This is a genomic window from Pseudoalteromonas sp. NZS100 (genome assembly GCF_015864815.1).
Taxonomy (GTDB): Bacteria; Pseudomonadota; Gammaproteobacteria; order Enterobacterales; family Alteromonadaceae; genus Pseudoalteromonas; species Pseudoalteromonas distincta.
Genome location: NZ_JADYWM010000016.1, coordinates 57,800 through 69,180, shown reverse-complemented (window position 1 = coordinate 69,180; position 11,381 = coordinate 57,800). Strand labels below are relative to the sequence as shown.

12 protein-coding genes are annotated in these 11,381 nt (G+C 39.7%); 8 read left to right on the top strand and 4 right to left on the bottom strand.

Annotated elements, in window-relative coordinates; translation table 11 throughout:
- The first annotated feature begins 7 nt into the window (after positions 1–7).
- Genes I6E69_RS15480 through I6E69_RS15470 form a run of 3 tightly spaced genes read left to right on the top strand, consistent with a single transcriptional unit; the run spans position 8 to position 2,479 of the window.
- Entirely contained in the window at positions 8–832 is an 825-nt protein-coding gene (locus I6E69_RS15480) for a protein-glutamate O-methyltransferase CheR (protein ID WP_033020851.1), read from the top strand.
- Positions 822–1,439, top strand: a complete 618-nt coding sequence (cheD, locus tag I6E69_RS15475; protein ID WP_024596106.1) for a chemoreceptor glutamine deamidase CheD — start codon at positions 822–824, stop codon at positions 1,437–1,439. The genes I6E69_RS15480 and cheD overlap by 11 nt, the downstream gene beginning before the upstream one ends.
- An 8-nt stretch (positions 1,440–1,447) precedes the next feature.
- Positions 1,448–2,479 carry a chemotaxis response regulator protein-glutamate methylesterase gene (locus I6E69_RS15470; protein WP_024596107.1) on the top strand — a complete coding sequence of 344 codons (1,032 nt, stop codon included), beginning with the start codon at positions 1,448–1,450 and terminating at the stop codon, positions 2,477–2,479.
- On the opposite strand, the gene I6E69_RS15465 is transcribed toward I6E69_RS15470, so the two are convergent.
- Positions 2,469–3,506, bottom strand: coding sequence for a polysaccharide deacetylase family protein (locus I6E69_RS15465; protein WP_197121606.1), 1,038 nt, complete (start codon positions 3,504–3,506; stop codon positions 2,469–2,471). The two genes, I6E69_RS15470 and I6E69_RS15465, sit on opposite strands and share 11 nt — an antisense overlap.
- A 42-nt stretch (positions 3,507–3,548) precedes the next feature.
- Here I6E69_RS15465 and I6E69_RS15460 point away from each other — a divergent pair, with 42 nt between their 5' ends.
- Positions 3,549–4,820: an MATE family efflux transporter gene (locus I6E69_RS15460; protein WP_197121605.1), complete on the top strand. Its 1,272-nt coding sequence runs from the start codon at positions 3,549–3,551 to the stop codon at positions 4,818–4,820.
- Positions 4,821–4,829: 9 nt separating this feature from the next.
- Here the strand turns inward: I6E69_RS15460 and I6E69_RS15455 are convergent, their stop codons facing one another.
- Together I6E69_RS15455 and nfuA are read right to left on the bottom strand one after the other, a co-directional pair.
- A complete protein-coding gene (locus I6E69_RS15455; protein ID WP_002959572.1) occupies positions 4,830–5,099 on the bottom strand; it encodes a hypothetical protein in 270 nt (89 codons plus the stop codon).
- Positions 5,100–5,108: 9 nt separating this feature from the next.
- Complete coding sequence (gene nfuA, locus I6E69_RS15450; protein ID WP_002959571.1) at positions 5,109–5,684, bottom strand: Fe-S biogenesis protein NfuA; 576 nt, start codon at positions 5,682–5,684, stop codon at positions 5,109–5,111.
- Positions 5,685–5,830: 146 nt separating this feature from the next.
- Here nfuA and I6E69_RS15445 point away from each other — a divergent pair, with 146 nt between their 5' ends.
- Complete coding sequence (locus I6E69_RS15445; RefSeq protein WP_197121604.1) at positions 5,831–8,386, top strand: M14 family zinc carboxypeptidase; 2,556 nt, start codon at positions 5,831–5,833, stop codon at positions 8,384–8,386.
- A 223-nt stretch (positions 8,387–8,609) separates the two neighbouring features.
- Here I6E69_RS15445 and I6E69_RS15440 read toward each other — a convergent pair whose 3' ends face one another.
- Positions 8,610–9,287, bottom strand: coding sequence for a ComF family protein (locus tag I6E69_RS15440; RefSeq protein WP_002959566.1), 678 nt, complete (start codon positions 9,285–9,287; stop codon positions 8,610–8,612).
- Between the two features lie 74 nt (positions 9,288–9,361).
- Here I6E69_RS15440 and bioH point away from each other — a divergent pair, with 74 nt between their 5' ends.
- The 3 genes from bioH to I6E69_RS15425 all read left to right on the top strand — a co-directional run bounded on the left by bioH (position 9,362) and on the right by I6E69_RS15425 (position 11,357).
- Entirely contained in the window at positions 9,362–10,099 is a 738-nt protein-coding gene (gene bioH, locus I6E69_RS15435) for a pimeloyl-ACP methyl ester esterase BioH (protein ID WP_197121603.1), read from the top strand.
- Positions 10,100–10,189: 90 nt separating this feature from the next.
- Positions 10,190–10,498 (top strand): hypothetical protein, encoded by a 309-nt coding sequence (locus I6E69_RS15430; protein WP_002959563.1) that lies wholly within the window; start codon positions 10,190–10,192, stop codon positions 10,496–10,498.
- Positions 10,499–10,502: 4 nt separating this feature from the next.
- On the top strand, positions 10,503–11,357 hold the full coding sequence (locus I6E69_RS15425; RefSeq protein WP_138489779.1) for a putative metalloprotease CJM1_0395 family protein: 855 nt from the start codon (positions 10,503–10,505) through the stop codon (positions 11,355–11,357).
- Positions 11,358–11,381 lie beyond the last annotated feature (24 nt).

Sequence of the window (11,381 nt, the reverse complement as noted above, 5' to 3'; positions counted from 1 at the left end):
GCGAACAATGAAAGAGTTTTTGTGTACCGACCGCGACTTTAAGGAAATTGCCAGTTTAGTTTACAGCGCATGTGGAATTGTATTAGGGGATCATAAGCGAGAGATGGTTTATTCACGCTTAGCAAGACGTATTAGGGAGCGTAAATTAACTGATTTTAAAGCTTACTTAGAGTATCTGAATAGTCATAAAGATCAGGAGTTTGATGCCTTTATTAATGCGATAACAACGAACTTAACGTCTTTTTTTCGTGAAATACATCACTTTGAATTTATAAAATCTGAGCTTGTTCCTGCTCTTTTAAAGGCAAATAAAAACAGTAAGCGAGTAAGAATCTGGTCTGCAGGTTGCTCCACAGGGGAAGAGCCTTACAGTTTGGCGATGACTTTAAATAACGCATTTCCGAGCAATTGGGATGTAAAAATACTAGCAACCGATTTAGATTCTAATGTATTGGCAAAAGCACAAAAAGGTATTTACACCGCAGCGAATGTTAATGGCTTAGATGACGTGCAACTTAAGCGTTGGTTTTTAAAAAGTAAAGACGGTGAAAATTATAAAGTTAGAGATAAACTAAAAGAGTCTATTTCTTTTAAGCGTTTAAACTTATTGCAAGACTGGCCAATGAAAGGATCATTTGATCTTATTTTATGTCGTAATGTTGTTATTTACTTTGATAAAGAAACAAAAGATCAGCTTTTTAAGCGCTACGCTAATATATTAAATGAACAAGGTTATTTGTTTTTAGGTCACTCAGAAAGTATGGGTAAAGAGCATTCACAATTCAAAAACTTAGGGAAAACTATGTACCAAAAGGGACAAAATGCACGCTGAGTTTAGGCCGGTATTACCTAACTTTGAACATATTAAACGATACTGGGATTCGGGCCGAGGTAGCGTTGTTGCTAAAGTACTTCCGGGTGAGTTTTATGTTTCTAAAAATAATGAACTAATCTCTACAGTTCTGGGTTCGTGTATTGCGGCTTGTGTATACGATGAAGTACTAGGAATTGGCGGGATGAATCACTTTATGTTACCAATTCAAAAGGGAGTAAAACTTAAAAATGCGCATAGTTTAAGTTGTCGCTACGGTAATTGGGCTATGGAGTATCTTATAAACGAAGTTTTAAAAAATGGCGCGTCTCGGTGTAACCTAAAAGTAAAACTTTTTGGCGGGGGGAAAATTATTAGTGCGATGACTGATATAGGGCTGGGTAATATTAGTTTTGCAGCAGCGTATATTAAAGAAGAGGCATTAAATCTAGTTGCCCATGATATGGGGGGGCCGTGGCCGCGAAAAATATTTTTTCACCCGAATACCGGTAAAGTTCACATGAAAAAACTTAAAAACCTACATAATAATACGATTGAAAAACGCGAAGTTCGTTACTTACAAAATCTTAAAAAGCAAGAAGTAGTAACCGATATAGAGCTGTTTTAGGAGTATGCATGATTAAAGTATTAATAATTGACGACTCCCCTTTAATTAGGCGTTTACTCACTGAAATATTACAACAAGCTAAAGACATTACAGTAGTGGGGAGTGCAGAGGATCCCTATGAAGCTCGCGAAATGATAAAAAAACTCAGTCCTGATGTATTAACGCTCGACGTAGAAATGCCAAAAATGGATGGTATTAGTTTTTTAAAAAACTTAATGCGATTAAGACCAATGCCAGTAGTGATGATTTCAACTCTGACGCAAAAAGGCTCTCCTATCACACTAGAAGCACTCGAATTAGGGGCTGTTGATTTTATAGCTAAGCCTACTAATAACGTAAGAGAGCAATTGAGCCAATATGCATCACTTGTCCAACAAAAGGTGCGAATAGCTGCTGGAGCAAGAGTAAGAAGCTATAAAAAAACGGTCGTCACAAATGAGCCTATTAATACTCATTCTCAGTTTTTACTTAATAAAGTAATAGCGATAGGTGCTTCAACGGGGGGGACTGAGGCTATAAAAGAAGTGCTTATTAAAATGCCACAAAATTGCCCGCCAATTGTAATTACTCAGCATATTCCTCCTGTGTTTAGCGCTTCATTTGCTGAGCGAATGAACCGTACATGCACGATAAATGTGAAAGAAGCTGAACATGGCGATAAGCTTAGCGCGGGCTGGGCTTATATAGCACCGGGTGGGTTTCATTTAAGTATTAAAAAACGAGGTGTTAGCTTGTATTGCCAGCTTGATGATGGCGAGCCGGTGAACAGACATAAACCTGCGGTAGATGTGTTGTTTAACTCATTAGTTGAAACTGGGGCTAAAAACGTAGTTGCAGCCATACTAACAGGAATGGGGAGTGATGGCGCAAAAGGGTTACTTGCACTAAAACAAAACGGTGCACATACCTTGGCTCAAGATGAGTATTCGTCTGTGGTATGGGGTATGCCTAAAGCAGCTGCTGAGCTAAATGCAGCTGACGAGATAGTTGCGCTGGATAAAATAACCCAGCGGCTTTTACATCAGGCTGTTAAGGTTTAGATGCTTCAATTACCCAAGGCTGCGAAAACCAAAAGTAATCACCAGGGCTTGAAATAGAAGGGGCCGTACAATTAAAACGAGAACGCCCTTTATTAAGCACCTTTGGTGAGGTGATTTCGACAGTATTTTTAGTTATCCATTTTAAATCTGCTTGGCCTACGCTTGATACATAACAGGCAAATTGGCTCTTATGAAAATCACCCATCTTAAATTCAATTGTGAGCGTGGGTGGATTTTGCTGTGTAACGCTATCTTGATAAGTTAAATTGGTGATATTAAACGCGCGTGAGTTAAGCTTAGTAATAAGGGTTTCTAGCTTGCTGTAAAAGCCTGATGCAGGAAAACGCGGCAAGCGGCTAAAATTAGAATCTTTATTTACAGCGCCTGAGTGCTGGCCAATACCCACAAAGCCAAGCTCTGTCACGAGTGCTTGCAGCTCGTTATTAAACTCACCATACGGGTATGCTAAGTATTTATAGTTGTGGCCTATTTCTTCTTTTATGCGCTTTTGAGAGTTAAGAATATCTTGCTTAATACGTGAGTGCCATTGTGCATCGGTTTCGTTTTCAAGCTTAAGGTGTAAGTAATCATGTTGTCCGCTATGATTGGCTATTAATGCCCCTTTTTTAGATAATTCTTTGAGCTTATCCCACCCCATTACGTAACTCATACCTCCGTCTATTAATTTAGGATTTACAAAGATAGTGTACGGGTAGCCAAACTTTTCTAAAATAGGTGCGGCTTGTTCATAGTTATTGTTATAACCATCATCAAAGGTGATGGCGAGTGTTTTATCAGGTAAAGTTTCACCTTGTTGAAGCGCGCTAATTAACTCATTAAGAGGAATAACGTTAAAGTTGTGCTCTTTTAAATAGCTTAAATGCTCCGTAAATGTATTTGCGCTAACGCTCGTGACAGCGGGTAGGGTTTCACTAACATGATGATACTGTAAAATAACGGCTGCTTGAGCCCGCACAGATACACTAATGAGGATAAATAACACTAAATGAAACAATTTCTTATACATAATAAGGCACACCATAAAAGCTTGCTGTTGTTAGCGGGTCCGATGATACTATCAAATATCACAGTGCCGTTGTTAGGAATTGTTGATACTGCTGTAATTGGGCACTTAGGAAGCGCTCATTACTTAGCTGGAATTGCCCTTGGCTCTGCAGTTATATCTATTTTATTTTGGCTTGCTGGTTTTTTAAGAATGAGCACCACGGGACTCGTGGCACAAGCATACGGAAAAAACGATTTAACCCAACTTGCCGCTTTACTTAAACGCAGCCTATTGCTTGCCAGCGCAGTGGCCGTGCTATTAATTGTGTTATCCCCATTAATAAAGCACGCTATTGCTTACCTCTCCGCAGCTAATAACGACGTACTTAACCAAGCTTATCAGTATTTTAGCATTCGTATTTTTAGTGCTCCAGCAGCATTATGTAATTTAGTGTTACTGGGTTGGATGCTTGGTGTGCATTATGGTCGAGGGCCATTTTATTTATTACTCGTTACTAATATCGTTAATATAGTGCTCGATATTTATTTTGTTGTTTATTTAGATTGGGCAGTTGCAGGCGCTGCATGGGCGTCACTTATTGCTGACTATACAGCACTAGTATTTGCACTGTTTTTAGTGGCTAAACTAGCTAAAAAACAAGACATTGATCTAAATGTACCGAACTGGTTGAGTATTAGCAAAATGGCTGAATTATTGAGTTTGAATAGAGATATATTTATTCGCTCTTTAATACTGCAATTATGCTTTAGTTTTATGACATTTTACGCGGCGCGTATAGGCGAAACCACATTAGCTGCTAATGCTGTTTTACTTAACTTTTTAATGTTGGTGAGCTTTGCTCTTGATGGCGTTGCTTACGCGTCTGAGGCAAAAGTAGGGCAAGCTAAAGGCCAAGGAAGTGTTAAAAACATAGGGCTTTGGGTTAAAATAAGTGTATTTTGGGGTATGCTTTTTGGTGTGTTATATAGCCTATTTTTTGCATTATTTGGCAACACCATAATCAAGCTTTTAACCAATGTGCCAGAGGTTATTCAAGAGGCAACGCATTATTTACCATGGATAGTAGTATTACCAATTTTGGCCATGAGCTGCTTTTTGTTTGATGGTGTTTTTGTAGGGCTTACGCGAGCAAAGAACATGCGTAACAGTATGATACTTTCAGCTGGAGTTGGCTTTTTTGGTGTGTTTTGGGTGTTTATAGACTTGCAAAATAACGGGTTATGGCTGGCTATGAGCTGTTTTATGTTAATGCGCGGGGTTACATTAATAATTAAATATCACCACTTAAAAATAAATAATCAGCTATTAGATTAAATAAATGGTTTATTTCCAGAGATCGGGGTCATGGTGTTTAGGGCCCATATCTTTTAAAACTTGTGAAAAACGATTGGCAAAAATACCGCAGTAGCCCCAACCGGCAAAAAATAATGCGGGGAGTAAAATTATAACGCCAATTATTTGTAAGCTGTAGTGGGTGTAATACCCAATAGATATGAATATCACGGCTAGCACAAACAGTGCTAAGCCGCGAAAAAAGCGCTTTAAGCTCAGCTTAGGATTGCTCCCTAAGCGATAGATAAGCTGCTTTAGCATTTACAAGGCCTAATAGTAAGAGTGATCGCCCGCTTCGTGTTCTGTTATATCAGCAACACCGGTGATTTCTTCAAACTTAGCTATCATTTCTTTTTCAATGCCTTCTTTTAGTGTTACATCGATCATAGAACAACCGTTACAACCACCACCAAACTGAAGTATAGCTATACCTGCAGCTGTAATCTCAACAAGGCTTACTTGACCACCGTGGTTAGCAAGTTGTGGATTTACTTCGGTTTCTAGCATGTGCTGTACACGTTCGTTTAACGATGCATCGTCACCTATTTTACGCGCCTTTGCATTTGGTGCTTTTAGCGTTAACTGAGTACCCATTTTGTCGGTAACAAAATCGATTTCAGCTTCTTCTAAAAATGGAGCACTTTCTGCATCTACAACGGCATCAAAACCGTTAAAGTTTAGGCGAATATCGCTCGCTTCTACAGCATCTTCTGGACAATAAGACACACCACATTCCGCTTGTGATGAACCAGGGTTTACAACAAACACACGAATATTGGTTTGTTGTGATTGATCTGCTAATAGTTTAGCAAAATGCGCTTGCGCTGTTTCGGAAATAGAAATCATAAAACCATCTATACTTGACTAAATTACTCGGATACTGCGTATCATACTCCGCTCATCGTGTTGCGGCTAGTGTTGAGCGTAAAAAGTTGGCATCTATTTTAAGCAATGGTAGCGTGCAAACAACGAACATTTTTTGAGTGATTTATATGCGTTTGGTATTAACATTAATGGTGGTGTTGCTTAGCTTTTCAAGTGTAGCTAAGCCACTTTCGTATTATTTTGAACAAGATGTAAAATTTGACCCTTCAATTCCTACTCCTGAGCAAGTACTCGGTTACGAAGTAGGAGAGTGGCACGTAAGACACGATCAGCTCGTACGTTATATGGAAATACTTGCTGATAAAAGCGACCGTATAAATTTTGAAGTGATTGGCCGCACACATGAACAACGCCCGTTAGTAATGCTAACAATTACAGCAGCTGACAAGTTATCAAGCATAGAGCAGACACGCCAAGCTCACTTAGCACGCTTAAGTAACGATGGATCAGATGCTAATTCTACAAAGCAGCCTGCCGTTGTATGGATGGGATATAGTGTGCATGGTAATGAGTCATCAGGTAGTAACTCATCTTTGCTGGTGGCGTATTACTTAGCTGCTGCACAAGGTGCTGAAATAGATGAGTTATTAAATAACACGGTTATTTTACTCGATCCTTCGCTTAATCCTGACGGACTTGCTCGTTTTGCTAATTGGGCCAACAGTAACCGAGGTATGAACTTATCAAGCGACCCTAAAACCCGTGAACATGTTGAAAACTGGCCAAGTAGTCGTACCAATCATTACTGGTTTGATTTAAATCGTGACTGGTTATTACTACAACACCCTGAATCGCGCGCGCGTATTGCTAAATTTCATCAGTGGAAACCAAATGTCTTAACCGATTTTCATGAAATGGGACCAAACAGCAGTTACTTTTTTCAGCCAGGTATCCCTAGTCGTAAACACCCAATAACACCGGATGAAAATGTAACGTTAACTAAAGCGATTGCTAACTATCACGCAAAAACCTTAGATGAAAATAACGCACTGTACTTTACTGAAGAAAGCTTTGACGACTTCTATTACGGTAAAGGCTCAACTTATCCCGATGTAAATGGCGGTGTAGGTATTTTATTTGAGCAAGCAAGTTCTCGCGGGCATATCCAAGACACTATAAATGGACCTTTGAGCTTTCCCTTTACTATTAAAAATCAACTATTAACGAGTTTATCTACCTTTAAAGCCGCTGTTGATAACCGCCAAGCATTACTTGATTACCAAGCTAAATTTTATAATCAAGCTACTGATTTAGCCAGTGATGAAAGCTTTGAAGGTTATGTTATTGAGGGCGCGGATGACAACACTCGTATTAAAGATTTTTTAGGGTTGTTGAAACAGCATCAAATAGATGCTTTTTCGCTTACTAAATCACTCAAGGCAAATGGCAACAACTATACAACCAATAGCTACTTTGTGCCCTTAGCCCAGCCACAGTACCGCCTAATAAAAGCTATTTTTAGCGAGCAAAAAAACTTTGCTGATAATACCTTTTATGACGTATCTGGCTGGACTTTACCGCATGCGTTCAACTTACCTTTTGCAAAAGTAAAAAGCAGTTGGGGTTTAGAGGTTGCAAGAACACCGTGGCAAAAAGCGGTAAAACCTTCTTTTGCTTCACTTGAGCAAGGCTATGCGTTTGGCTTTTCGTGGGATGATTACCTAGCACCTAAAATGCTAAACAGCCTGTTAAAGCAAGGTATTAAAGCGCGTGTAGCGCTAAGCCCATTAACAGCCAAATCAAGCTCAAGTGAAGTAAGCTTTGATGCTGGTAGTATTATTGTGCCAGCAGGCTTACAAACGAATAGTGATTGGGTTGGAATATTAAATAAAGCACAAAACGAGTTTGGAATTGCAATCAAGCCTATTAACTCAGGTCTTACAAGTAAAGGAGCCGATTTAGGGTCTCGTACAATGGCGGTTGTTAGCGAGCCGAAAGTATTATTGGTAGGTGGTAAAGGCGTAAGCCAGTACGAAGCTGGGGAAGTATGGTATTACCTCGATCGCTTTGTAGGTGTTGCGCCAACAATTGTTGAAATGGAGCGTTTAAACTCTATTGAACTCAGTAATTACAGCCATATAGTACTTACTCATGGTAACTACAATAGCTTATCTGATACCGATAAAGTGGCTATAAAAAGCTGGGTAAGAAAAGGCGGCGTTATCTGGGGCCATAAAGGCGGTGCTAAATTTTTAGCTGATCAGCAATTACTCAAAGCAAGCTATCTATCACGCCAAGATGTAGCAAGTGCATTTAAAACTAAAGGTTTAAGCTACGCCGATAAGGACCATTTAGCAGGACGTCAACGCATTGCAGGTGCTATTTTTAATACTAATGTAGATTTAACTCATCCGCTTACATTTTCACTTAAGCGCAATACATTGCCCGTATTCAAAAACAGTACTTGGTTGCTAGAAGCTTCCGATGCGCCATTCGTAAATGTACTTACCTACACTAAAAACCCATTATTGGCAGGTTTTACTGATGCCGTTAATGTTGATCAAGTTGCTGGTGGTGCTGGCTTAATTGCGCACTCATATGGACGAGGTACAGTAATAGGCATGACCGACGACCCTGTATTTAGGGGTTACTGGTATGGGACTAGTCGACTACTAAGCAATGCGTTATTTTTTGGTCATACGTTTCGTGCAAATGGCGAATAATACCAATTCGCTTAATTAAGTGATCTATTTTAAGGATGGAAAAACGTGTTGATAGCTAGGCAAAAAATTCGCTATTTAGTTGCTCTCGGCAATTGCTCCTGCATTGCTCTACCTTCTGCATCCATGCAGTCGTAAATGAGAATTTTTTAACACAGGTAGCAACACGCTTAGCCCCGCAAAATGATTAAGTATTATTGCGGATTGGTTTAATACTTTTTAATAATTAAATAGGCGTTAAGCAAGTTGTAAAAGCCCACACTTGTTTAGCGCCTGCTTGTTTTAGTGCACTAGTAGCTGCGTTTAATGTTGCCCCTGTCGTCATCACATCATCAACAATAGCGACTGTTTTACCGCCCATATCCTGTGTACAAATAAAGGCATTTTTTAAGTTTCTTATACGCTTTGCTTTGGATAGCTCCGACTGAGCTTGTGTTTTTTTATCGCGAATAAGAACATTACTTAGTGGGGCGTAATTAGCTAAACAGGGTTGCCAAACTTGGCTTACCTGATTAAATCCGCGAGTAATAAAGCGGCTTTTATGAAGAGGTAAAATAATAAAGGTATCTGGCAAGTTAGGGCTTTGCTCAAAAAACTGCGTTAACTGTTTTTGTATAATTTGCTGCAATGCCTTTTTATAATGAATTTGATTATTAAATTTTAGCCTTTTAAGCCAATGCTCAAAGGGAGGTTGATAAAAAGCGCATGCAAATAATTTATCAAACTCGCAATTAGGAAACATCTCAATAATATCAGGTCGATGCAATAAGCTCGTATGCTTACTAAAATCAAACAATGGTAAATCTTCAAGGCAATAATCACATAGTCCTAAAGAGGTCGTAATCGAGTTTTGACACTGCACGCAATAAGAGGGAAATAACCAATTTAAAACGGCTTGTTTCACAGACTCGCTCCTTGCATTGCAATCGCCTTTCTAAACGTTATGATGAGCCTAAGTTTGGTAAAGGTTAGGCAAATATGCAAAATGAGTTAGTGTTATTACATGGTTGGGGAATGAATCAGGGCGTATGGCAGTTAGTACAGCCAGAACTTGAGTTTTTATATTCAGGAAATGTACGTAGCCTTGACCTACCTGGGTTTGGTAATAGCGATGTGTGCCCAAGCCCTTATACTTTGCATGATGCAGCAGAAATTTTAAGTAAGCAATTAAAGCCAAAGAGCATTTTAATGGGATGGTCGTTAGGTGGATTATTTGCACTTTATATTGCGAAGCATTGGCCTGAAAAGGTATCTAAAGTTATTTTAATAGCATCGACTCCTTTTTTTGCAGAGGCAGATAATTGGCCTGGAATAAAAGCGAATGTATTGGCGCAGTTTAAAGAGCAATTAGTTAATCATCGAGAAAAAACAATAGAGCGCTTTTTAGCTATTCAAGCAATGGGTAGCGAGTCGGCGCGTGATGATATAAAGCAGCTTAAACAATTACTAAATCAGTACAGCGCACCCCAAAGCGATGCCCTGAGTGCTGGTTTAGATATTTTACAAAACGACGATTTACGTGACTTATTTACTCATTGCCCAGTCCCTATTAGAGGAGTATTTGGCCGGCTTGATGCTTTAGTACCTTATAAAGCGATTAGCAAAATGTCAGCACTAAATACTGAGTTTGAATATGAAGTACTAGATAAAGCGTCCCATGCACCATTTATTTCTCATAAAAGTGAGTTTTTATCTGTCGTTAAATCAATGCTTTAAAATAGAGCTAAGAATAGCGCTGTTTAAAGCTTTATTTTGAGCAGAACCTGAGCGATAATTAAACAATGTTTATTTGGTGGAGGTTTTAATATGCCAATCGGATCAGTATTTAATAGTGGTATAGAAGGGTTTAACCGAGCTAGCCAAGGTATTGAAAAAGCCAGTGCTGAGATTAACCGTGCCAGTATAGAACAACAAGATGACGCGCAATTAGCGCAGCAACGTCAACTTACAGCAGCACGCCCTGAAGAAGCGATTACTGCACCAGTAGCACAACCAGCTCGTGTTGATGAAGCGCTTGTTAACTTAAAAGTTGAAGAATTTAATGCCAAGGCAAACACGCAATCAATTCAAACGGCCGATGATGTACTTGGCACGTTAATCGATATTAAAGTTTAGTATTATGAATATTGTCACGCCATTTCCGTCTATCAATATAAACACCGCAAATGTTTATACGGAAACCGCACGGCGTGACAACCAACTACGCGAAGTTATTCCCGCTCCCGCATCTAGTAGCGCAAGTAATACAGAAACCAAAGCGCAAAGTGATGCTGAAAAAGCAAAATTGCCAGGTAGTAGCGATGGTGCGACGTATAACGCAACGGGAAAAATAGCAGACGAAAAGTCAGTTCAGCAGCGCGATGGAAACTCAGAAAATCCTGAGGGCACTGAGCAAGAAAGTGAAGCAATCGAGAAAAAAGAATCTGAGCAAGAAGAGCTGCAATTAGAACAAGAACAACAACAAATTACAGAGCTAAAAGCACGAGATACTGAAGTACGAATACACGAACAAGCACACGCTTCTGTAGGCGGGCAATATGCTGGCTCGCCAAGCTATGAATATCAACGTGGCCCAGATGGTACTAACTACGCAGTTGGCGGAGAAGTACAAATAGATGTATCAGAAATTCCGGGTGACCCGCAAGCGACTATAGACAAAATGCAAACGGTACGCGCTGCCGCATTAGCGCCTGCAGAGCCTTCGGGAGCTGATCGCTCTATTGCTGCAGATGCTACGCAAAAGCTAGCAGCGGCTCAAGCTGAGCTTGCACAACCTGAAAAAGAAGACGACGAAGACGCAAAAAGTAAACTTGAAGCGTCATTCTCTAGCGATGAAAGCAGCGATACAAAAACAGCTAAAAGTGATGAGCAAACACGTGATGCCGATGTTGAGGCACGGGCGGGGCGTATTGCTAATTTTTACCAAATGGCTACATCGCCAGCGAGCCAAAGTAGTTTTTCAGCGTTAAGTTAATAATTTAGCAAAACATAACCACAA

What these genes read in the sequence shown, in the direction of transcription:
- I6E69_RS15445 (WP_197121604.1), top strand. Translation starts at nt 5,831, where the DNA reads ATGCGTTTGGTATTAACATTAATGGTGGTGTTGCTTAGCTTTTCAAGT.
- I6E69_RS15430 (WP_002959563.1), top strand. Translation starts at nt 10,190, where the DNA reads ATGCCAATCGGATCAGTATTTAATAGTGGTATAGAAGGGTTTAACCGA.
- nfuA (WP_002959571.1), bottom strand. Translation starts at nt 5,684, where the DNA reads ATGATTTCTATTTCCGAAACAGCGCAAGCGCATTTTGCTAAACTATTA.
- cheD (WP_024596106.1), top strand. Translation starts at nt 822, where the DNA reads ATGCACGCTGAGTTTAGGCCGGTATTACCTAACTTTGAACATATTAAA.
- bioH (WP_197121603.1), top strand. Translation starts at nt 9,362, where the DNA reads ATGCAAAATGAGTTAGTGTTATTACATGGTTGGGGAATGAATCAGGGC.
- I6E69_RS15455 (WP_002959572.1), bottom strand. Translation starts at nt 5,099, where the DNA reads ATGCTAAAGCAGCTTATCTATCGCTTAGGGAGCAATCCTAAGCTGAGC.
- I6E69_RS15470 (WP_024596107.1), top strand. Translation starts at nt 1,448, where the DNA reads ATGATTAAAGTATTAATAATTGACGACTCCCCTTTAATTAGGCGTTTA.
- I6E69_RS15465 (WP_197121606.1), bottom strand. Translation starts at nt 3,506, where the DNA reads ATGTATAAGAAATTGTTTCATTTAGTGTTATTTATCCTCATTAGTGTA.
- I6E69_RS15460 (WP_197121605.1), top strand. Translation starts at nt 3,549, where the DNA reads ATGATACTATCAAATATCACAGTGCCGTTGTTAGGAATTGTTGATACT.
- I6E69_RS15425 (WP_138489779.1), top strand. Translation starts at nt 10,503, where the DNA reads ATGAATATTGTCACGCCATTTCCGTCTATCAATATAAACACCGCAAAT.
- I6E69_RS15480 (WP_033020851.1), top strand. Translation starts at nt 8, where the DNA reads ATGAAAGAGTTTTTGTGTACCGACCGCGACTTTAAGGAAATTGCCAGT.